Source organism: Cupriavidus pauculus (assembly GCF_008693385.1).
GTDB lineage: Bacteria > Pseudomonadota > Gammaproteobacteria > Burkholderiales > Burkholderiaceae > Cupriavidus > Cupriavidus pauculus_D.
This window is the reverse complement of record NZ_CP044065.1, coordinates 3,515,765-3,536,275: the sequence shown is the minus strand read 5'-3', so window position 1 is coordinate 3,536,275 and position 20,511 is coordinate 3,515,765. Positions and strand designations below refer to the sequence as shown.

Sequence of the window (20,511 nt, the reverse complement as noted above, 5' to 3'; positions counted from 1 at the left end):
AGCGCGATAGCGCCTTTTGCCGCACCGCTTGGCGGATTGCAGCCATCCGCAACGATATAATCCGGGCACTCAGATCAAGTAGACCCTCCATGGCCACAGCACAACAGAAGCCGTCCCTTCCCGTTCGCCGCCCACTCTGGGTGCGCGCGATGTTCTGGTTGGTCGGACTGTTCGTCGCGGGAATCGTCACGGTCGCGCTGCTGGTCGGCTATGCGCTGCTGGTTGCCGAGCCGAACCTTCCGTCGCTCGACACCATCACCGATTACCGCCCGAAGATCCCGCTGCGTATCTACACGTCCGATAACGTGCTGATCGGGGAGTTCGGCGAGGAGCGCCGCAACTTCGTGCCGATCGGCGAGATCCCGGACGTCATGAAGAAGGCCGTGCTCGCGATCGAAGACGATCGTTTCTACGAGCATGGCGGCGTGGACTTCGTGGGCGTGCTGCGGGCCGGCCTGGCCAACCTGCGCGGCGGGCTGTCGCAGGGCGCGTCGACCATCACGATGCAGGTGGCGCGCAACTTCTTCCTCTCGAGCGAGAAGACGTACACGCGCAAGATCTACGAGATGCTGCTCGCCTACAAGATCGAGGCGAACCTCACGAAGGACCAGATCCTCGAGGTGTACATGAACCAGATTTATCTGGGTCAGCGCGCCTACGGTTTCGCGAGCGCCGCGCGCGTGTACTTCGGCAAGTCGATCAAGGACGTCTCGCCGGCCGAGGCCGCCATGCTGGCCGGCCTGCCCAAGGCGCCGTCGGCCTACAACCCCGTGGTCAACCCGCGCCGCGCCAAGGTTCGCCAGGAATACATCCTCCAGCGCATGCGCGACCTGGGCTACATCACGCCCGAGCAGTACGACCAGGCCGTGCGGGAAGACCTCAAGGTGCGCAGTGAAGGCAACGAGTTCTCGACGCACGCCGAATACGTGGCCGAAATCGTGCGCCAGCTGATGTACGCGCAGTACCGCGAGGAAACGTACACGCGCGGCCTCACGGTCTACACCACGCTGGCCAAGCCCGATCAGGACGCCGCGTACGATGCCGTGCGCGCGAACATCATGGCCTACGAGCGCCGCCACGGTTATCGCGGCCCGGAAGCATTCATCGATCTGCCGTCGGGCGCGGCCGAGCGCGAGCAGGCCATCGACGACGCGCTGGTCGAGCACCCGGGCAGCGACGACATGCGCTCCGCCGTGGTGACGAGCGTGACCGCCAAGCGCGTGGAAGCCACGCTGCTGTCGGGCGAGGTCGCCACGATCGAAGGCCAGGCGCTGCGCTTTATCGCGCCGTCCCTCGCGAGCAACGCGCAGCCGAAGGTCCGCATCCGGCCAGGCGCGATCATCCGCGTGACGCAGGACGAGAAGGACAAGTCGTGGGCGGTGACCCAGCTGCCCGAGGTCTCGGCCGCGTTCGTCTCGATGAGCCCCGAAGATGGCCAGATCCGCGCGATGGTCGGCGGCTTCGACTTCAACCGGAACAAGTTCAACCACGTGACGCAGGCCTGGCGGCAGCCGGGTTCGAGCTTCAAGCCGTTTATCTATTCGGCCGCGCTCGAGAAGGGGTTCTCGCCAGCGACCGTGATCAACGACGCACCGCTGACGATCGGTCCGGATACGGGCGGCCAGGTGTGGGAGCCGAAGAATTACGACGGCAAGTTCGAGGGCCCGATGACGATGCGCCGCGCGCTCGCCAAGTCCAAGAACCTCGTGTCCGTCCGCATTCTTCGCGCCATCGGCACGCAGTACGCGCAGGACTACATCACGCGCTTCGGCTTCGAGGCGGACAAGCATCCGGCCTACCTGCCGATGGCGCTCGGCGCCGGCAACGTGACGCCGCTGCAGATGGCGGGCGCTTACTCGGTGTTCGCCAACGGCGGCTACCGCGTCAATCCGTACCTGATCCAGCGTGTCGTCGACTCGCGCGGCAAGGTGCTCTCGGAGACGCAGCCGCAGCGCGCGGGCCAGGACGCCGTGCGCGTGCTCGACGCCCGTACCGCGTTTATCGCCGACAGCATGCTGCGTGAAGTGGTGCGCTCGGGCACCGCGAATCCGGCCAAGCAGCGTCTGGGCCGCAACGACCTCGCCGGGAAGACCGGCACGACCAACGACTCGGTCGATGCATGGTTCGCGGGCTATACGCCGAAGCTGGTGGGCATTGCGTGGATGGGCTACGACCAGCCCAAGAGCCTGGGCGCGCGCGAAACCGGTGGCGGCCTCGCGCTGCCGATCTGGACCAGCTACATGAGCAAGGTGCTCAAGGGCGTCCCCGAGTCCCCGGACCGCCAGCCGCCGGAAGGCGTGGTCATGGTCGCGGGCGACTGGACCTTCGAAGAGAACGCGGGCGGCGCCGGCGTGGCATCGGTCGGCCTGGGCGATCCGTGGCCGGGCAAACCCGACGACAGCGGCCAGCATGCACCGTCGCCGGAAGCCGATTCCGAGAAGCGCAAGATCCTGGAAATGTTCGGCGGCGCCTGACGTCCGGGGATACCGGAAGGTACCGAGGTTGAAGGGGCACAGGCCCCTTCAACCCCTCCACCCTTCAGCCCTTCAATCCTTCAGCACGATCTCCGCACCGGCCTGCTGGCTCATATAGCCGGACAGCGCCGCATACAGCTCCCCACCGCCCCGCGTATCCATCCACCTGGCACCGTCGTGCCGGAAGTGGAAGCCACCGGCCCGCGCGGCCACCCAAAGCTCCTGCATCGGCGCCTGGCTGTTGACGATGATCTTGGTGCCGTCCTCGAACTCCAGCTCCATCACGTTGCCGGTACGGTTGATCTCGACATCCGCGTCGGCCGCATCGGCGGCGGCTTCGATCGCGGCCTCCAGACGGTCCAGTTCGGCCGTGGCCAGCGTCAGGAACTCGGTTTCACTCAGGGGGGGCATGCTAAACTCCAAGGCCGCCGGACGCACGCGCCCGGCGCGATTGATTTCAGGGTGCGACGATCGGAATTCCGCGGGCCGCCGTTCATCGGTTCAGCGGCACGACGGTATGGCGGCACAGCCATGCAGCCGGTCGTCCTCCCCCTAGCCATCCAGACCATGAAGGACATTCCGATGCTGCGCCAGATTCCGATGCCGCGCCGTGCGATTGTATCGGCGTTTGCAGCCGGCCTCGCGATGACCCTCGCCGGCTGCGGCATTCGCGGGCCGTTGTATATGCCGACGATTCCGCCCGCCCCCACCGCGCCGACGGCCCCCGACACCGGGCTCGGCAACCCGAACACGCCCATGCCGGCAACCACGTCGATGCCGGCCGACACGGCCGCCCAGAACGCCGCCGGCACGCCAAGCCGCCCGGCATCCGCCCCCAACGCACGCTGAACATGACCGCATTCTTCCATCGCCAGAACGGCGCGCTCGCCGTCGAGCAGGTACCGCTCGCCCGCATTGCCGCCGAATTTGGTACGCCGACCTACGTCTACTCGCGCGCCGCGCTGACCACCGCCTACGAGGCCTACGCCGCCGCCTGCAAGGGCCGCCGCGCGCATGTGCAGTACGCGATGAAGGCCAACTCGAACCTCGCGGTGCTGCAGGTGTTCGCGAAGCTCGGCGCGGGATTCGACATCGTGTCGGGCGGTGAACTGCTGCGCGTGCTGGCCGCCGGCGGCGACCCGCGCAAGGTCGTGTTCTCCGGCGTCGGCAAGACCGAAGCGGAAATGGAACTGGCGCTGTCGCACGACGTGCGCGGCTTCAACGTCGAATCGATCCCCGAACTGGACCGCCTCAACGCCGTGGCCGGCCGCGTGGGCAAGCGCGCGCGCGTGTCGCTGCGCATCAACCCGGACGTGGACGCCAAGACGCACCCGTATATCTCCACGGGCCTCAAGGGCAACAAGTTCGGCGTCGCGTTCGAGGACGTCATGCAGACGTACCGCGCGGCGGCCGCGCTGCCGAATCTGGCCGTGACCGGTATCGACTGCCATATCGGTTCGCAGATCACGGAAGTCTCCCCGTACCTGGAAGCGCTGGACAAGGTGCTGGACGTCGTGGAAGCGCTTGCGCGCGAGGGCATCGACCTCGAACACATCGATGTGGGCGGCGGCCTCGGCATTACGTACGACGACGAAACCCCGCCGGACATCACGGGCTTCGCCACCACGCTGCTCGAGCGCGTCGCCGCGCGCGGCCATGGCCATCGCGAAGTCCTGTTCGAACCGGGCCGCTCGCTGGTGGGCAACGCGGGCGCGCTGCTGACCACGGTCGAATTTCTGAAGCCGGGCGCGAGCAAGAACTTCTGCATCGTGGACGCGGCGATGAACGATCTGGCCCGCCCCGCCATGTACGAGGCGTACCACCGCATCGAGGCCGTCACGCCGCGCACCGACCATGCCGTGACCTACGACATCGTGGGTCCGGTCTGCGAATCGGGTGACTGGCTCGGCCGCGACCGCGCGCTGGCCGTGCAGCCCGGCGACCTGCTCGCCGTGATGTCAGCGGGTGCCTATGGGTTCGTAATGAGCTCGAACTACAACACGCGCGGCCGCGCGGCCGAAGTGCTCGTCGATGGCGACGCCGTGCACCTGGTCCGCGATCGCGAGCGCCCCGAAGACCTGTTCCGCAACGAGCATCTGCTCAAGGGCTGATCAGGCGCCGACCGCCGTGCGCCTGCGCACCGCCCACCAGGCGCGCAGGCCCAGCAGCACGAACACGACGGCCGCGTAGATCGATACTTCGCTGAAGTCGTTCTTGCCGGCCTTGTGCCACCAGTAGTGCAGGATGGCCAGCACGGCGACCGCATAGATCGCTTTGTGCAGCACCTGCCAGCGCTTGCCTCCCAGGCGCTTCACCATCGCGTTCGTCGACGTCAGCGCGAGCGGAATCATCAGCACGAACGCCGCAAATCCCACCGTGATAAACGGGCGCTTGGCCACGTCCTCGATCATGTACGCCACGTCGAAACCGCGATCGACGGCGAGCCACAACAGGAAATGCTGGAGGCCGTAGAAGAACGTGAACAGCCCCAGCAGCCGGCGCAAGCGGATCAGCCAGTTCCAGCCCGTCAGCCGCCGCAGCGGCGTCACGGCCAGCGTCACGCACAGCAGCACCAGCGTCCACGTGCCCGTGGAGCGCGTGACGAACTCGAGCGGATTGGCGCCGAACTGCGCGGTCGCTCCCAGGAACATCAGCCGCGCAAACGGCAGCAGCGCGAGGAGCCACACCACGGCCTTGACCGCGCGAAGCCGCCCGGGCGAAAGCATCGACAGCGAGCCGCCCGAAGCTTTACCACCCGCTGTCCCACGCCGGGGGGGTGCGCCCGTCGGGGCGCCGGCATTGTCTGCAATCACGTCCCGCTCCCGCGCCATCAGAAGAATTTCTTGAGGTCCATGCCCGCGTACAACGGCGCCACCTGCTGGCCGTAGCCATTGAACGGCAGCGTCTTGCGCTTGGGCGCGAACAGCGCGGCAAACCCGCCCGATCCCTTGTCCTCGCCGATCCGGCGTTCGGTCGCCTGGCTCCAGCGCGGATGATCGACATCGGGATTCACGTTCGAGTAGAACCCGTACTCGCTCGGCGCGGCCAGGTTCCAGCTCGTGGGCGGCTGCTTGTCCACGAAGCGGATCTTCACGATCGACTTCGCGCTCTTGAATCCGTACTTCCATGGCAGCACCATGCGCACCGGCGCGCCGTTCTGATTCGGCAGCACCTCGCCATAAAGACCGAACGTCAGCAGGGCCAGCGGATGCATGGCCTCGTCCATGCGCAGTCCCTCGCTGTACGGCCAGTCCAGTACCGGACTGCCGAGGCCGGGCATCTGCTTCTTGTCGGCCAGCGTGATGAACTGCACGAACTTGGCACCGGGCTGCGGTTCCACGCGCCGGATCAGCTCCGACAGCGAGTAGCCGATCCACGGAATCACCATCGACCAGCCTTCCACGCAGCGCATGCGGTACACACGCTCCTCGAGCGGCGCGAGCTTGAGCAGCTCGTCGAGGTCATACACCTTGGGCTGCTTCACGAGCCCTTCCACCGACACCTGCCAGGGCCGCGGCCGCAGCGTGCCCGCGTAACGCGCGGGATCAGACTTGTCCGTCCCGAATTCGTAGAAGTTGTTGTACGTGGTCGCGTCGTCGTAGGGCGTCACCTTCTCGGTGATCGCATACGCGGTGTTCGGCTTCGCCGCGAGTTTGGCACCGTGCGGCTGCGCGGCGTGCGCCTGCCGCATCGCCCATGGCGAGAGCGTGGCGCCAGCGGCTCCCGCAGCGGCCAGCATCAACAACCGGCGGCGCGATTCGAATACTTCGCGCGGCGTAATTTCCGATGCGGCGACATCATCGCCACGGAGCCATTTGGGGGAAGGAATCAGCATTTCAGAATCACCTCGGTTCGGCCATGACGGGCAGGCCGGAGCGTACCCATTGCAGCGTTGGACTTTCCGCTTCGTCGGTTGGTGCGGGCAATCCTGACAACAATTTTGTATTCCACTGTGTCGCCGTCGCCGCCTTGAACGGTCATGCCGAGGGGATGCGAAACAGAAGCGTCCGTGCAAGACCCGCGGTCGGGTCCTGCACGGCGCCAGTGGGACGGATTACGGCTTGGCGACGTGCCACACGTTGTTCAGGTTGTCGCCGGTCTTGTCGCCGGGCTTGGCGTCCTTGGCAAAGCGGTACAGCGGGCTGCCCTTGTAGGCCCACTGGCGCGTGCCGTCGTCGCGCGTGATGATCGAGTAGCTGCCCGTCGAGCTCGTGCCCGGGCTGGCCAGCAGCGGCGGCCAGTTGGTGGCGCACGTGGCATTGCAGACGCTCTTGCCGCTGCCATTGGTATCGCGGTCGAACGTGTACAGCGTCAGCCCCTGCGGATCGGTCAGAACGCCGTCGGTCACCTTGACGGTCGGCGGCATGTTGCCGCCCGAACCCATGCCGCCCATGCCCGAGCAGGCGCCGAGCAGAATCGAGGCGGATGCCAGCGCGATGGTGGCCGGACGGAACAACGGACGGAACTTGGTGTGCAATGCCATGGTGAGTTCTCCTTCTCGTTTTGGGACGCCGAGGGTCGGCGCCCGGTTCTCTCAGTAAACAACGGATGTGACGCGTTTATTCCGGCAGAGTGCGACTTTTTTCGCCTGAAATGAAAAACCCGTCACGAAATGCGACGGGCTCTTCATATTTCAGGGTGCGAAGCGGCTCAAAGCTCACCGTAGCTATGCAGCCCCGACAGGAACATGTTCACGCCGAGGAACGCGAAGGTGGTGACCAGCAGGCCCACCAGCGCCCACCAGGCCGCCATCGTGCCGCGCAGCCCCTTCATGAGGCGCATGTGCAGCCAGGCCGCGTAGTTGAGCCAGACGATCAGGGCCCAGGTCTCCTTCGGATCCCAGCTCCAGTAACCGCCCCAGGCTTCCGCGGCCCACAGCGCACCGAGGATCGTCGCGATCGTGAAGAACGCGAAACCCACGGCAATCGCCTTGTACATGACGTCGTCGAGCAGTTCGAGCGACGGCAGGCGTTCGGCGAGGATGCCGCGTTGCTTGAGCAGATAGGCGACCGCGACCATCGCCGCGAGCGAGAACGTGCCGTAGCCGATGAAGTTCGCGGGCACGTGGATCTTCATCCACCAGCTTTGCAGCGCGGGGACCAGCGGCTGAATCTCCTGCGCATTGCGGCTCACCGTGTACCAGAGCAGGAAGCCGACCGCGGCGGACACCACGAGCATCACGAACGGCCCGAGCGCGCGCGTCGCGTAACGGCGTTCGTAGTAGAGGTAGAACAGCGACGTGATCAGCGTGAACAGCACGAACACTTCGTACAGGTTCGAGATCGGAATATGGCCGATATCGGTGCCGATCAGATAGGACTCGTACCAGCGCACGAGCAGACCCGTGAAGCCCAGGACCACCGCGGCCCAGCAGAGCTTGCTGCCGATGCTGTAGCCGGTCTCGGCACGCGTGGCCAGCCCGACCCAGTAGAACAGCGTGGACAGGAACACGAGCGCGCTCATCCACAGGATCGCGGACTGGCTCGACAGGAAGTACTTGAGGAAGAACGCCTGCTCGGCGCGCGCGAGGTCGCCGTGATACAGCTGGATCGCGCCGATCGACAGCACGGCCAGCCCCGCCATCAGCGGCCGCACGGCTTTCCAGTGCCAGCCCAGCAGCGCGAACGTCGGCACCGCGCCGATCAGGATCGCCTTGTCGTAGACGTTCATCCACTGGCCGTACTCCATCAGCGCCACGCCGGCACCGACGGTCAGCAGCAGCGCGTAGACCCAGTCGATCCACGACAGGCGGCGCAAAAACGAAGGTTCGAGATACGCCTCGTCGGCGTGGGCGGCCGGAGGCGACGACGGTGCCTGCGCTTGTGCGCGCAGTCCGTGCGTGGCGGGGTTCACATTGGAAGACATGGCATTCCTGCTCTTGTGGTTCGTGTCGCTTCGTATTCGACGTACGAAGCCGTTTTACGATAACAATGGCACGTCCACATCATGGCGCGTGGATGTTGCGGATACCCGTCTCACGCGTGGCCCGACTTGCCCTCCGTCGGGTCAGCGCCGGCCGCGCGGCCGACGTCGTCGCGCAGTGCGGCAAACTCCCGCTCGAAATCGAGGGTCCGGCGTTGTGTGGACATCGCCATCAGTACCTCGCTGCCGTGACCTTCGTGCTTATCCTTGACCCAGATCCATACGCGGCGCTCACGGATGTAGAACATCGCAAAAACGCCAAGTACGAGCAGCAAGCACCCAAGATACACGATGTTTTTGCCCGGCGCACGCGTCATCTGGAACACGCTCGCGCGCACTTGCTCGAAATCATCCAGTTGCAGAAAAACCGGTGCGGCGTAGAAAAAACTGTCCGACAGCGAGTTGACCGCTTGTTGCAGAAACGCACTGCTCTTCGCGTCGTTGGCCACGGCCGGCGCCTTGTCCTTCTCGCGCGACAGCTGCCACAGCTCCCACATGCTGCCATTGAGAATGCGCAGCAGCACATCGGCGGCCTTCTGCTGCTCGGCGGGGGGCACGGTCTTCTCGAGGAACGCGGCAATCGCCGTGAAGCCTCCGGGCGGCGCGTCCTTCTGCGCGCGCGCAGCCCCTGCGAACAGATCCATCGCACGCAGCGAGCTCTCGGCCAGTTGGGCGCGCAGCGTCTCCTTGCCCTCGCCCGGCATGGAGATCGCGGCAAACCGGCGCGCGGCCTCGCCACGCATCGCGCGATCCTGCAGCGCGGCGCGCAGTCGCATCCAGTCCGTCACCGAACGCTGGTCGTCCGCCGGAATACGCAGGTAGCGGAACGGCTCGTCCGGCGCCTCGCGCATGCCCGCCAGGAACACGAGCTGCCCGTCCAGTTCCACGGGCACCATGTAGTTGTTGAACTCGCGCGCCTGGCCGTTACGGTCGCGCAGCTTGTACTGCACGGAGGGACCGACGTTGCGGAACTCTTTTTCCTTGTCCAGGTTGGCCGCGGAGCCGAGGTGCTTCTCCAGCGTCGCGCCCATGGACTTGCGCGCCACGCCGCGCGCATCGGGCTTGCCCGACGCGTCGGTCACGTTCTCCACGTTCATCAGGCGGAAGTCGCTAAACTCGACCGTCAGGCTCTCATCGTCGGCGCCCGTGCCGGTGCCCGTCAGCGTGGCGCTGCCACCGATGGCGCCGGAAAGCGCGAACGTCGAGCCCGAGGTGCCGCTCATCGGATAGCCGACGAACTTGAGCTTCGAACCGCCATCCTCGAAGCTCGACTGATAGATCGCGATGCCATCGACGATCAGCGGCTCGTTCACCTTGATCGTCGCCTCGGTCCGCTTGCCCGTCGCGCGGTCGGTCACGACCACGTCCGACGCAAACAGCTTGGGCATGCCCGTCGAGTAGAAATCGACCGTGAACTTCTTGAGCGTCAGCGTGAACGGCAGGTCCTGCACCAGGGCGCCATCGGCGATATTGAGAATCGCGGTCGATACCGTCGCGCCCTCGGGCACGAAGGCGTTGCCGCGGAAACCCGGATTGTTCGGCGACAGCCGGTGTTGCGGCGGCACGTCGGTGATCACCGCATTCCCGCTGATCGGCGTCTTGCCGCCAAACCACATCTGCGCGCGGATCAGCATGTCGCCATCGAGCAGGCCGCCGATGCAGATCACGACGATCGCCGTGTGCGCGAGGATATAGCCGAGCTTGTTGAATGCGCCCGCCTTGGCGGCCAGCAGCGTGGCGCCCTCGTGCTCCACCGGCTTGATCCGGTAACCGCGGTTCCGCAACAGCGCGCCCAGTCGGGCGACCGCATCGGCGCGCGCCATGCCGCCCTCGAACTCGCCGCGGTGATGGAACGCGCGCAGGCTGCGCTCCCGCACGTGGTCCTTCCATGACCGCATGTCGGCAATCATGCGCGGGCCGTTTCGTGCAATGCACAACGACGTCGACACCACGAGGAACGCCAGGATCAGCAGGAACCACCACGAGCTATATACCTTCTGCAGCGACAGCGCATGGAACAGATCGGCCCAGAACGGACCGAACTGGTTCACGTAGTTCGGGTACGGCTCGTTCTGCTTGAGCACGGTACCGATCACACTCGCGATGGCGATGACCGTCAGCAGCGTGATCGCAAAGCGCATCGAGGACAACAGCTCGACGGTGTCGCGCAGCACGCGATGGGAGGTCTTCAGGTGCAGGCCCGAAGTGGAAGCGGTCGACATGAACGGTAACGCCGAGGCAAATCAGCTGTTGCGTGGGGTAAAAAATAAAAGAGGGTGGACCTGCTTTGCAAGCAGGCCACCCTCTTCGATTACTGGCAGGACGCCGGGTTTCATCGACCGGCGTCCGGCATGGAGAAATCAGCGCACGCCGGCCACGTAGTCGGCAACGGCCTTGATCTCGGCGTCCGACATGCGCGCGGCGACGGTGCTCATCACCGAGTTGTTCTTGCGGGTGCCCTGGCGGAATGCGATCAGCTGTGCCTCCGTATACTCGGCAAACTGGCCGCCGATACGCGGATACTGCGCCGGAATCCCCGCGCCCGTCGGTCCGTGGCAGGCCGCGCAGGCCGGCACGCCCTTCGCCGCGATCCCGGCACGATAGATCTTCTGGCCGGCTTCGATCGTATCCTTGCTCTTCGCCGTGGCCGGCTTCAGTTGCTGCTTGGCGAGGTAGGCGCCGATATCACGCATTTCCTGATCGGTCAGCACCGAGGCGTACGGCGTCATGATCGCGTTGTTGCGCGTCTTGGCCTTGAAGTCTTCGAGTTGCTTGTGCACGTACTCGGCCTGCTGGCCGGCGAGCTTGGGATTGGCGGCCGCGCCGCTGTTGCCCGCCGCGCCGTGGCAGCTCAGGCACGCGGGAACATTGCGATCGGGAGCGCCTTGCGAATACAGCGTTTCGCCCTTGGCAGGATCGGCCTTTGCGGGGGCCTGTTCTGCGGCGGTAGCCATTCCCGTCATGGTCAGCGCAGGGACAGCGAGCGCCATGACAGCCAGAATTTTCGCAATGCGGTTCATTCGCACACCTTGTCAGAATTGTTATAAATACCGAATGCAAGGTCGGCCGACCCGGAGCCCTGACGGTGGGAACGCCTCGGGCAACGGACTGTGCAAGCATTCGATGCGACAAATGGATGTCACACGTCACCCGCTCAGGAGACCGTAAACCGGCGTATTGTACAATAAATCGCTTTCCGGATTGACGGCTGCACGCCACTGTGACGAGATGCCGCAACGTGCCCCCAACCCTGCCTGACGATCCGCTCGTCAGTCCCCGTCACCCGACGCTCCCGCCTTCACTCTTTCGCATGTCGCTTCTACACCAGGCCCGCTTCTTCATTACCGTCAACCACCTGCGCGACCTGCCCGCCACGGCTGTCCCCGAGGTGGCCTTCGCCGGCCGTTCCAACGCCGGCAAATCGACGGCCATCAACATCCTCTGCAACCAGAAGCGGCTCGCCTTCTCGTCGCGCACGCCGGGCCGCACGCAGCACATCAACTTCTTCTCGGTGGCCCCGGTCAAGGCGCCGGACCCGCTCGCCTTCCTCGTCGACCTCCCCGGCTACGGCTACGCGGAGGTCTCGGGCACGGCCAAGTATCACTGGCAGGGTCTGCTCAGCGACTACGTGCAGACGCGCACGCAGCTGTCGGGCCTGGTGCTGATGATGGACGCGCGCCGTCCGTTCACGGATCTCGATTGCCAGATGGTGGAGTGGTTCCTGCCGACGGGCCGGCCGATTCACGTCCTGCTGACCAAGGCGGACAAGCTGACCAACAGCGAGAACGCGCTGGCGCTGCGCGAAACGCGCAAGGTGCTCGCCGGTTATGCGGAACAGCTCGAAACGCCGGTGCCGATGACCGCGCAGTTGTTTTCGAGCATCAAGCGCCGTGGCATCGAGGAAGCGCAACGCGTGATCGCGGGCTGGCTCGCGTTGCCGGAAGCGCTAGCGTCGGCGTCGGAAGGCACATCGGAGGCGACATCGGATGGCTCGCCGGAAGCGGATGGCGCAGAGCCGGTCGCGACGGAACCGGTCGCCGCAGAGCCCGCCACGAGGGCCGCTGCAAAAAACCCCGCGAAAACGCCCGCAAAGGCCCCTGCGAAAAAGGCCCCCAAGCACCGCGTCCCCAAAGCGCTGCGCCCGAAGATCGCCCAGCCATCGAAAGCCAAATCGAAGGTTTGACCGAAGGCCCGAAGCACGCGCAAAAAAAGCCCCGTTGCGTGGCAACGGGGACCAACTTCCCGCCGGTTGGGGCGGGTACCCGCTCAGGGAGGAGTAGCGGGGGACACCGCGCTGCACGAAGCAACACAGAGTGTCCGCGAGTATGATAGCGGGCACGCACAAAAGTTTAGTTTTTCTTTCAACGCGATCTGACGCACTGCAACGGGATGCGTGCCGCGCAGTAGTTGCGTCACCTCCAGCGTCAACATGATCGCGCCGCCTCCCCCGGAACTGCACATGTCCACGTTTCCCGAATATCGTCCCCGCCGCATGCGCCGCGACGATTTCTCGCGCCGCATGATGCGCGAAAACCGCCTGTCCCCCGACAACTTCATCTACCCGGTCTTTATTCTCGAAGGCCAGAACCAGCGTCAGACCGTCGCGTCGATGCCTGGCGTGGAGCGCGTCTCGGTAGACCTGCTGCTGCCCATCGCCGAAGACTGCGTGAAGCTCGGCATTCCCGTCATCGCGCTGTTCCCGGTGATCGACCCGTCGCTGAAGACGCCCGACGGCATCGAGGCCACCCGGGCCGAAGGCCTCGTGCCGCGCGCGGTGCGCGCGCTCAAGGACCGCTTCCCCGAACTCGGCATCCTCACCGACGTGGCGCTCGATCCGTACACGAGCCACGGCCAGGACGGCGTGCTCGATGACAACGGCTACGTGATCAACGACATCACGGTCGAGATCCTCGTCAAACAGGCGCTGGCGCAGGCCGAAGCGGGCGTCGATATCGTCGCCCCGTCGGACATGATGGATGGCCGGATCGGCGCGGTCCGTGCCGCGCTCGAAGAGAACAGCCACATCCACACGCGCATCATGGCGTACTCGGCCAAGTACGCGTCCGCGTTCTACGGCCCGTTCCGCGATGCCGTGGGCTCGGCCGCGAATCTGGGCAAGAGCAACAAGATGACGTACCAGATGGATCCGGCCAACACCGACGAGGCCCTGCGCGAAGTAGCGCAGGACATCATGGAAGGCGCGGACATGGTCATGGTCAAGCCCGGCATGCCGTACCTCGATATCGTGCGCCGTGTGAAGGACGAGTTCCGCTTTCCGACCTACGTGTATCAGGTCAGCGGCGAGTACGCGATGCTCAAGGCCGCGGCACAGAACGGCTGGCTCGATCACGACAAGGTCATGATGGAATCGTTGCTCGCCTTCCGCCGTGCGGGGGCCGACGGCATCCTTACGTACTTCGCGCGCGACGCCGCGCGTCTGCTGCGGGACTGATCGCCGCCGATGCAACTGCTCGGGTTCTCGGCCAGCCAGGTCCATCCGCTGGCCACCCTCGAGGCGGCGCGCGAGTTTCTCGCCGGCAACGCCGCGGCGCGCTTCGTCTGGGCGGACTTCGACACCGAAGAGGTCGCGCCCGCACCGTCCGCGTGGCGCGACAGCCTGACGCCGCTGACGGGCGCGCCCGTCCTCGACCTGCATCTGGTGGATGCCACCAATCCCTCGCATCCGTCGTTCTTCGACACGACGAATGCGTACGACATGGTGATCTTCCGCAAGCTCACGTTCGAGACGAGCCGCCTGTTCGCGGAGGCGGACGCGGCACACGCGGCATCCGCGCCGGCGCCGTCAGGCGTACCCGTCTCGGCGCAAAGGCCCGCGCGCAAGTATCCGCCGGGATTCCTGCCCGCCCTCGCGCGCATCGACACGCAACCGGTCACGTTCTTCGTCTTCGACACGGTGCTCATCACCGTGCGGCCGGGCCCGTCGCGCACGCTGGATCAGGTACGCCAGCGTCTGCTCGATCTCTGCCAGGCCCCACGCCCTGCGGGCGCCTCCGGCACGAACGGGCAGGCCGCGCTCGTACACGGCGTCCGTCCGCCCACGCGCCCCGAGGACCTGATGCTGCGGCTTCTCAACGCGATGGTGGATCGCTACCTCGAACTCCGCTCGCCGCTCACGCGCCAGCTCGACCGCTGGCAGCGCGCGCTGCTGAGCGCGCGACGCAGTTTCTCGAGCTGGGAGGGCCTGCTCGACGCGCGCATCCAGCTGCGGCGGCTCGAACACCTGAGCGAGGAACAGCGCGATGCGCTGCAGGAATTCCGCGACAGTCTGCTCGACAATCGCTACAGCAGTGAGGAAGACGGTGCGCCGCGGCCGACCGCGGCCAGCCGCGACGAGGTGCTGCTGGTCCGGCTGACCGATCTGATGGAGCATATCCAGCGCGTGCTGGCCCATGCAAGGCGGCTCGAGGACTCGATCGAGTCGGCCGTGCAGATTCACTTCTCGGCCGTCGCGCATCGGACCAACCGCACGATGCGCACGCTGACGATCCTCACGGCGTTGTTTATGCCGCTGACGCTGATCACGGGGATCTTCGGCATGAACTTCGATCGCATGCCGTGGCTGCATGCGCCCGAAGGATTCTGGTGGTCGATCGGCCTGATGGGCGGCGTGGTGGCCGCCATCGGCGCGCTCTGGGCACTCGGCCGCTGGCTCGACCGCTAGCGCGCCGCGACGCTGGACGTCCCGAACGCGCGCTCGAGGCTGTCGAGGAACCGATCGGCCGACTGATAGCCGATCACGCGCACGGGCCGCTCCTTGCCGTCGGCACCGAAGAGGATGATCCCCGGCGGCCCGAACAGTCCAAAGCGCTTCAGCAGCGCGCGATCGTCGGCATTGTTGGCCGTGACGTCGGCCTGCAGCAAGGTCAGCTGCGCCATGCGCGCGCCGACCTTCGCATCGGAGAACGTGAACTTCTCCATCTCCTTGCAGCTCACGCACCAGTCCGCGTAGAAATCGAGCATGACCGGCCGGCCCGCCGCCGCGGCGGCCGCCACGCGCGCATCGAGGTCCGCCACGGTGCGAATGCGTTCGAAGCGCATCGCTTCCTTCTCCCCTGCGCCACTGGCGCCGCCCGCCGCGCCATTGAAGCTCAGATGCGACAGCGGCTGCAACGGATCGCGCCCGCCGGACGCGAGCCCCACCAGCACGATCGCGCCGGCCAGTGCCGCCAGCAGGCCCAGCCCCTTGCCCAGCCGCGCCAGACCGCGTGCATCGGCGCCAAGCGCATCGAACGCGCCCAGATACACGGCGCCCACAAGCAGAAGCGCCGCCCACGCGACCATCACGATCCATGCGGGCAGCACCGGCGTCACCATCCAGATCGCCACGCCGATCAGCAGAAAGCCGAAGAAGCGCTTGGTCGCCTCCATCCAGCGGCCCGCGCGCGGCAGCAGATTGCCCGCCCCCACCCCGACCAGCACGAGCGGCACGCCCATGCCGATGGCCATGGCAAACAGCGCGCTGCCGCCCGTCACCGCATCGCCGGTCTGCGCGATATACGCGAGCGCGCCCGCGAGCGGCGCCGTGACGCACGGCCCGACGATCAGCGCCGAGATCGCCCCCATGACCGCGGCGCCGGCGATCTGCCCGCCCTGCCGCTTGTTCGACGACTCGGTCAGCCGCGTCTGCCAGCGCTGCGGCAGCTGGAGTTCATAGAGGCCGAACATCGACAGTGCAAGCGCGATCATCAGCACCGCGAAGGCACCGAGCACCCATGGCGTCTGCAGCGCCGCGGCCAGCCCCTCGCCAATCATCCCCGCGGCCACGCCGATCGCGGTGTACACGACGGCCATGCCGAGCACATAGGCCAGCGACACGGTCAGCGCGCGGCCGCGCGTGACATGCTCGCCCACCACGATCGACGACAGGATCGGCACCATTGGCAGCACGCAGGGCGTGAAGGTCAGCAGCAGCCCGAGCCCGAAGAACAGCGCGACGATCACGCCGAGGTTGCGGCTGGCCAGCGCGCGCGCGATGCGGTCGCCGTCCTCGGCCACCGCCGCATTAGCGGCCTGCGAGGGCGCGGAGGACACCGCCGCCCCCGCCGAGGTGGCACCCGATGTGCCGGCGGGCGCGCGATCGCCAAACAGGTTCGCCAGCGGCGCCCCGCCCACACGGAACACATGCTCCTGCGGCGGATAGCACAGCCCCTTGTCCGCGCAGCCCTGCGATGTCACGGTCAGCGCCCATTTGCCGTCGGGCGGCCCGGCCTCCACGGGCACGCGAATCGTTACGCTGCCGCGGTAGGTCTCCATGTCCTTGTTGAAGGTCTCGTCGAACTTGACCTTGCCCGCCGGGAATTCCGGCGCACCAAGCTTCACCGACGCGGGCTGCGCCGCGAACGCGAAGCGCTCCCGGTAGAGGTAGTACCCATCGGCCACGTCGAAGCGCACCTCGATGGTCCGGTCGTCGAGCTGGCGCGCGGCAAATCGAAACGCCTGTTCGGGAGGCAGAAAGTCGTCCTCGGACGCCGCCCGCGCGGCACCCTGCAGCCCGAGCATGCCAAGCAGCACGAGCAGCAACGCCGCCGCAAACTGTCGCCAACCGAATCCCGCCTGCACCCGCATACCTTCGATTCCTGTTCTGTGTTGGGCCCGAAAACAAAAGAGCCAGGCAAAAGCCTGGCTCGATTGTAAGCGTTGCGTGCGAACCCGTCGTGAGACAGGCTGCCGCAGGTCCGATACCTTATTCCGCAGCTTCTTCAGCCGGGGCTTCGGTGATTTCCGGACGGTCGACCAGTTCGACCAGCGCCATCGGCGCGTTGTCGCCCTGACGGAAACCGAACTTCAGGATGCGGGTGTAGCCGCCCGGACGTGCGTTGTAACGCGGGCCCAGTTCCGTGAACAGCTTGGTCACGATGTCGCGATCGCGCAGGCGGGCAAACGCCAGGCGACGGTTCGCCACGGTGTCCTTCTTGGCCAGCGTGATGAGGGGCTCGACGACCTTGCGCAGTTCCTTGGCCTTCGGCAGGGTGGTCTTGATCAGCTCGTGTTGGAACAGCGAGTTGGACATGTTGCGCAGCATCGCGAGACGGTGCGACGAGGTGCGGTTCAGCTTCCGCAAACCATGACGGTGACGCATGATGATTCCTTTCGATAACAGTGTTTGACCAGCTCTTCTATCGCCACGCCGTCAACGATTCGACGGACATTGGCGCGGGCCGGTAGTGCTTCCGAGCCGTCAGCACCATGCTGGCGGCAACTCGACAGGCAGGGCCACGTTGCCGCGGCCCTGCCATGCCAATTACTTCTCCAGGCCTGCGGGCGGCCAGTTCTCGAGCTTCATGCCGAGCGTCAGGCCACGGGAGGCGAGGACTTCCTTGATCTCGTTGAGCGACTTGCGACCCAGGTTCGGGGTCTTGAGCAGTTCGTTCTCGGTACGCTGGATCAGGTCGCCGATGTAGTAGATGTTCTCGGCCTTCAGGCAGTTGGCCGAGCGCACCGTCAGCTCGAGGTCGTCGACCGGGCGCAGCAGGATCGGATCGATCTGCGGCGTACGGCTCGAAGCGGCTTCAGCGGCCGACTCGGTGCCTTCCAGCGCGGCGAACACGGACAGCTGATCGACCAGGATGCGAGCCGACTGGCGAATCGCTTCCTCGGGCGAGATCACGCCGTCGGTTTCGATGTTCATCACGAGCTTGTCGAGGTCGGTACGCTGTTCCACACGGGCGGATTCCACGGCGTACGACACGCGGCGGACCGGCGAGAACGATGCGTCCAGCACGATGCGGCCGATGACCTTGCCCGCTTCGTCGCCGAACTTGCGCACGTTGCCCGGCACGTAGCCGCGGCCTTGCTCGACCTTGATCTGCATGTCCAGCTTGCCGCCGGCAGACAGATGCGCGATCACGTGATTCGGGTTGATGATCTCGACGTCGTGCGGCAGCTCGATATCGGCAGCCGTGACCACGCCTTCGCCATCCTTGCGCAGCGACACCGTGACTTCGTCGCGGTTGTGCAGCTTGAACACGACACCCTTCAGGTTCAGCAGCAGGTTGACCACGTCTTCCTGCACACCGTCGATGGTGGAATACTCGTGCACCACTCCAGCGATCGTGACCTCGGTCGGCGCGTAGCCGACCATCGACGACAGCAGCACGCGACGCAGCGCGTTACCGAGCGTATGGCCGTAGCCGCGCTCGAACGGCTCCATCACGACCTTGGCGTGATGGTCGCCAAGCGGTTCGACGGCGATGATTTTTGGCTTGAGGAGTGCTGTTTGCATTAGGTTGTCCTTTTCAATACCCTCGGCTCGTTACACCGATAAGGCTGACGTTTGGAACCTGAAAAAACCCATCGCATGATGGGCAATAAGCCCGACCGCGCGTAGTGCGCGTCGGGCTGATAACGAGGCGTTGCGGGAGACGCAAGCGCGGGAACCGTTCGCGGATCGATTGGCTCGATTAACGCGAATACAATTCGACGATCAGGCTCTCGTTGATGTCGCCGGAGATGTCGGCGCGATCCGGGGCTTGCTTGAAGGTGCCTTCAAACTTCTTGGAATCGACGGCCACCCAGGTCGGGAAACCCGACTGCTCGGCCAGCGACAGCGCTTCGGCGATACGAACCTGCTTGCGCGACTGCTCACGCACGGTCACCACGTCACCCGACTTGATCTGGGCCGACGGCACGTTCAGTGCAATGCCGTTCACCAGGATCGCCTTGTGCGAAACCAGCTGACGCGCTTCAGCGCGGGTCGAGCCGAAACCCATGCGATACACGACGTTGTCGAGACGCGATTCCAGCAGACGCAGCAGGTTTTCGCCGGTATTGCCCTTGATACGGTCGGCTTCAGCGAAGTAGCGGCGGAACTGACGCTCGAGCACGCCATAGATACGCTTGACCTTCTGCTTTTCGCGCAGCTGGTTGCCGTAGTCCGACGTACGGGCACCCGAGGTGCGGCCGTGTTGACCGGGCTTGCTGTCCAGCTTGCACTTGTCAGCCAGCGAGCGACGGGCGCTCTTCAGGAACAGATCGGTGCCTTCGCGGCGGGAAAGTTTGGCCTTCGGGCCGGTATAACGTGCCACTTTATCTTCCTTTGATCGATCGCGACGCCGCCTCGGTCAGCGCCGACAAATCGGTACGCTCCGGGCACGCCGCGAGTCCGTCAGCAAATCTGACGGACGGTGGGCTTATTGGCATCCGTGGCGCCGAAACACCACGGAGTAACGCAAAAGCATGAGACGCAAAACGAAAACCTGCCGCAACAGGTTGCAGCAGGTCAACGCGCGATACTACCACATCAATGAAACATCGGCATCGCGCCATTTATGTCGGCACGATGACGAGGTCTGCTGTCGATGCTTAGATACGACGACGCTTCGGCGGACGGCAGCCGTTGTGCGGCACCGGCGTCACGTCTTCGATCACGGCGATCTTGATGCCCAGCGCGTTCAGCGCGCGGACAGCCGATTCGCGGCCAGGACCGGGGCCCTTGATGCGCACTTCCAGGTTCTTGATGCCCTGGTCCTGCGCCACGCGGCCGGCGTTCTCGGCAGCAACCTGGGCAGCGAACGGGGTCGACTTGCGCGAACCCTTGAAGCCCTGGCCACCGGCAGTCGCCCACGACAGGGCGTTGCCCTGACGGTCGGTGATCGTGATGATGGTGTTGTTGAACGAAGCGTGAACGTGCGCAATGCCGTCGGCAACGTTCTTCTTGACCTTCTTACGCGCGCGCTGGGCGGCGTTGTTCGGACCTTTTGCCATGTGTCTGTTCCTATGCCTTCGGCTTTACTTCTTCAGAGCCACGCCGGCCTTACGCGGACCCTTGCGGGTGCGGGCGTTCGTGCGGGTACGCTGGCCGCGGAGCGGCAGACCCTTGCGGTGGCGGACGCCACGATAGCAACCAAGGTCCATCAGACGCTTGATGTTCATCGTGTTTTCGCGGCGCAGGTCACCCTCAACCGTAACCTTGCCCACTTCGTCACGAAGCTTTTCCAGGTCGGCGTCGGTCAGATCCTTGACCTTCTTGTCAAACGGAACACCGGTGGCCTCGCAAATCTTGCGAGCGCGCGAGCGACCGACACCGAAAATGGCCGTCAGACCGATCTCGGTATGCTTGTGGTTGGGGATGTTAACCCCTGCGATACGTGCCATT

General features: G+C 65.4%; 19 protein-coding genes. 6 read left to right on the top strand and 13 right to left on the bottom strand.

Going from position 1 to position 20,511, the window contains the following annotated elements; genetic code table 11:
* Window positions 1-89: 89 nt before the first annotated feature.
* Window positions 90-2,474 (top strand): penicillin-binding protein 1A, encoded by a 2,385-nt coding sequence (locus FOB72_RS16260; RefSeq protein ID WP_150373528.1) that lies wholly within the window; start codon window positions 90-92, stop codon window positions 2,472-2,474.
* 72 nt (window positions 2,475-2,546) lie between these two features.
* Here FOB72_RS16260 and cyaY read toward each other — a convergent pair whose 3' ends face one another.
* Window positions 2,547-2,885: an iron donor protein CyaY gene (gene cyaY / locus FOB72_RS16255; protein ID WP_150373527.1), complete on the bottom strand. Its 339-nt coding sequence runs from the start codon at window positions 2,883-2,885 to the stop codon at window positions 2,547-2,549.
* A gap of 120 nt (window positions 2,886-3,005) precedes the next feature.
* Between cyaY and lptM the strand changes: the two genes are divergently transcribed.
* Together lptM and lysA are read left to right on the top strand one after the other, a co-directional pair.
* Window positions 3,006-3,323, top strand: coding sequence for an LPS translocon maturation chaperone LptM (gene lptM / locus FOB72_RS32880; protein ID WP_411859804.1), 318 nt, complete (start codon window positions 3,006-3,008; stop codon window positions 3,321-3,323).
* 2 nt (window positions 3,324-3,325) lie between these two features.
* Window positions 3,326-4,585, top strand: coding sequence for a diaminopimelate decarboxylase (gene lysA, locus FOB72_RS16245; protein ID WP_150373526.1), 1,260 nt, complete (start codon window positions 3,326-3,328; stop codon window positions 4,583-4,585).
* On the opposite strand, the gene msrQ is transcribed toward lysA, so the two are convergent.
* The 6 genes from msrQ to FOB72_RS16215 form a co-directional block, all read right to left on the bottom strand.
* Window positions 4,586-5,200 carry a protein-methionine-sulfoxide reductase heme-binding subunit MsrQ gene (gene msrQ, locus FOB72_RS16240; RefSeq protein WP_150373525.1) on the bottom strand — a complete coding sequence of 205 codons (615 nt, stop codon included), beginning with the start codon at window positions 5,198-5,200 and terminating at the stop codon, window positions 4,586-4,588. It abuts the gene before it with no gap.
* 104 nt (window positions 5,201-5,304) lie between these two features.
* Entirely contained in the window at window positions 5,305-6,309 is a 1,005-nt protein-coding gene (gene msrP, locus FOB72_RS16235) for a protein-methionine-sulfoxide reductase catalytic subunit MsrP (RefSeq protein ID WP_150373524.1), read from the bottom strand.
* A 219-nt stretch (window positions 6,310-6,528) separates the two neighbouring features.
* Complete coding sequence (locus tag FOB72_RS16230; RefSeq protein ID WP_150373523.1) at window positions 6,529-6,957, bottom strand: hypothetical protein; 429 nt, start codon at window positions 6,955-6,957, stop codon at window positions 6,529-6,531.
* 167 nt (window positions 6,958-7,124) lie between these two features.
* Window positions 7,125-8,339: a c-type cytochrome biogenesis protein CcsB gene (gene ccsB / locus FOB72_RS16225; protein WP_150373522.1), complete on the bottom strand. Its 1,215-nt coding sequence runs from the start codon at window positions 8,337-8,339 to the stop codon at window positions 7,125-7,127.
* Between the two features lie 110 nt (window positions 8,340-8,449).
* Window positions 8,450-10,618 (bottom strand): cytochrome c biogenesis protein ResB, encoded by a 2,169-nt coding sequence (locus tag FOB72_RS16220; protein WP_150373521.1) that lies wholly within the window; start codon window positions 10,616-10,618, stop codon window positions 8,450-8,452.
* Between the two features lie 138 nt (window positions 10,619-10,756).
* Window positions 10,757-11,416, bottom strand: coding sequence for a c-type cytochrome (locus FOB72_RS16215; protein ID WP_150373520.1), 660 nt, complete (start codon window positions 11,414-11,416; stop codon window positions 10,757-10,759).
* Between the two features lie 290 nt (window positions 11,417-11,706).
* Between FOB72_RS16215 and yihA the strand changes: the two genes are divergently transcribed.
* The 3 genes from yihA (at window position 11,707) to FOB72_RS16200 (ending at window position 15,078) form a co-directional block, all read left to right on the top strand.
* Window positions 11,707-12,579 (top strand): ribosome biogenesis GTP-binding protein YihA/YsxC, encoded by an 873-nt coding sequence (gene yihA / locus FOB72_RS16210; protein WP_223851364.1) that lies wholly within the window; start codon window positions 11,707-11,709, stop codon window positions 12,577-12,579.
* 276 nt (window positions 12,580-12,855) lie between these two features.
* The gene (gene hemB, locus FOB72_RS16205) at window positions 12,856-13,848 is read left to right on the top strand and encodes a porphobilinogen synthase (protein WP_150373519.1); all 993 of its coding nucleotides are present in this window, start codon (window positions 12,856-12,858) and stop codon (window positions 13,846-13,848) included.
* 9 nt (window positions 13,849-13,857) lie between these two features.
* Window positions 13,858-15,078 carry a magnesium transporter CorA family protein gene (locus FOB72_RS16200; RefSeq protein ID WP_150373518.1) on the top strand — a complete coding sequence of 407 codons (1,221 nt, stop codon included), beginning with the start codon at window positions 13,858-13,860 and terminating at the stop codon, window positions 15,076-15,078.
* Here the strand turns inward: FOB72_RS16200 and dsbD are convergent.
* From dsbD to rpsM, 6 genes are all read right to left on the bottom strand, one after another.
* Window positions 15,075-16,982 carry a protein-disulfide reductase DsbD gene (gene dsbD, locus FOB72_RS16195; protein WP_150373517.1) on the bottom strand — a complete coding sequence of 636 codons (1,908 nt, stop codon included), beginning with the start codon at window positions 16,980-16,982 and terminating at the stop codon, window positions 15,075-15,077. The genes FOB72_RS16200 and dsbD overlap by 4 nt on opposite strands.
* Window positions 16,983-17,100: 118 nt before the next feature.
* A complete protein-coding gene (rplQ, locus tag FOB72_RS16190) occupies window positions 17,101-17,496 on the bottom strand; it encodes a 50S ribosomal protein L17 (protein WP_029043791.1) in 396 nt (131 codons plus the stop codon).
* Window positions 17,497-17,658: 162 nt separating this feature from the next.
* On the bottom strand, window positions 17,659-18,639 hold the full coding sequence (locus tag FOB72_RS16185; protein ID WP_109585098.1) for a DNA-directed RNA polymerase subunit alpha: 981 nt from the start codon (window positions 18,637-18,639) through the stop codon (window positions 17,659-17,661).
* Window positions 18,640-18,817: 178 nt separating this feature from the next.
* A complete protein-coding gene (rpsD, locus tag FOB72_RS16180) occupies window positions 18,818-19,441 on the bottom strand; it encodes a 30S ribosomal protein S4 (RefSeq protein WP_150373516.1) in 624 nt (207 codons plus the stop codon).
* Window positions 19,442-19,718: 277 nt separating this feature from the next.
* The gene (gene rpsK, locus FOB72_RS16175) at window positions 19,719-20,120 is read right to left on the bottom strand and encodes a 30S ribosomal protein S11 (RefSeq protein ID WP_008642963.1); all 402 of its coding nucleotides are present in this window, start codon (window positions 20,118-20,120) and stop codon (window positions 19,719-19,721) included.
* Window positions 20,121-20,144: 24 nt separating this feature from the next.
* A complete protein-coding gene (rpsM, locus tag FOB72_RS16170) occupies window positions 20,145-20,510 on the bottom strand; it encodes a 30S ribosomal protein S13 (protein WP_150373515.1) in 366 nt (121 codons plus the stop codon).
* Window position 20,511 lies beyond the last annotated feature (1 nt).

Bases quoted from the DNA above. Each gene is read 5' to 3' on its own strand.
- FOB72_RS16260 (WP_150373528.1), top strand. From the start codon at position 90: ATGGCCACAGCACAACAGAAGCCGTCCCTTCCCGTTCGCCGCCCACTC.
- cyaY (WP_150373527.1), bottom strand. From the start codon at position 2,885: ATGCCCCCCCTGAGTGAAACCGAGTTCCTGACGCTGGCCACGGCCGAA.
- lptM (WP_411859804.1), top strand. From the start codon at position 3,006: ATGCAGCCGGTCGTCCTCCCCCTAGCCATCCAGACCATGAAGGACATT.
- lysA (WP_150373526.1), top strand. From the start codon at position 3,326: ATGACCGCATTCTTCCATCGCCAGAACGGCGCGCTCGCCGTCGAGCAG.
- msrQ (WP_150373525.1), bottom strand. From the start codon at position 5,200: ATGCTTTCGCCCGGGCGGCTTCGCGCGGTCAAGGCCGTGGTGTGGCTC.
- msrP (WP_150373524.1), bottom strand. From the start codon at position 6,309: ATGCTGATTCCTTCCCCCAAATGGCTCCGTGGCGATGATGTCGCCGCA.
- FOB72_RS16230 (WP_150373523.1), bottom strand. From the start codon at position 6,957: ATGGCATTGCACACCAAGTTCCGTCCGTTGTTCCGTCCGGCCACCATC.
- ccsB (WP_150373522.1), bottom strand. From the start codon at position 8,339: ATGTCTTCCAATGTGAACCCCGCCACGCACGGACTGCGCGCACAAGCG.
- FOB72_RS16220 (WP_150373521.1), bottom strand. From the start codon at position 10,618: ATGTCGACCGCTTCCACTTCGGGCCTGCACCTGAAGACCTCCCATCGC.
- FOB72_RS16215 (WP_150373520.1), bottom strand. From the start codon at position 11,416: ATGAACCGCATTGCGAAAATTCTGGCTGTCATGGCGCTCGCTGTCCCT.
- yihA (WP_223851364.1), top strand. From the start codon at position 11,707: ATGTCGCTTCTACACCAGGCCCGCTTCTTCATTACCGTCAACCACCTG.
- hemB (WP_150373519.1), top strand. From the start codon at position 12,856: ATGTCCACGTTTCCCGAATATCGTCCCCGCCGCATGCGCCGCGACGAT.
- FOB72_RS16200 (WP_150373518.1), top strand. From the start codon at position 13,858: ATGCAACTGCTCGGGTTCTCGGCCAGCCAGGTCCATCCGCTGGCCACC.
- dsbD (WP_150373517.1), bottom strand. From the start codon at position 16,982: ATGCGGGTGCAGGCGGGATTCGGTTGGCGACAGTTTGCGGCGGCGTTG.
- rplQ (WP_029043791.1), bottom strand. From the start codon at position 17,496: ATGCGTCACCGTCATGGTTTGCGGAAGCTGAACCGCACCTCGTCGCAC.
- FOB72_RS16185 (WP_109585098.1), bottom strand. From the start codon at position 18,639: ATGCAAACAGCACTCCTCAAGCCAAAAATCATCGCCGTCGAACCGCTT.
- rpsK (WP_008642963.1), bottom strand. From the start codon at position 20,120: ATGGCAAAAGGTCCGAACAACGCCGCCCAGCGCGCGCGTAAGAAGGTC.
- rpsM (WP_150373515.1), bottom strand. From the start codon at position 20,510: ATGGCACGTATCGCAGGGGTTAACATCCCCAACCACAAGCATACCGAG.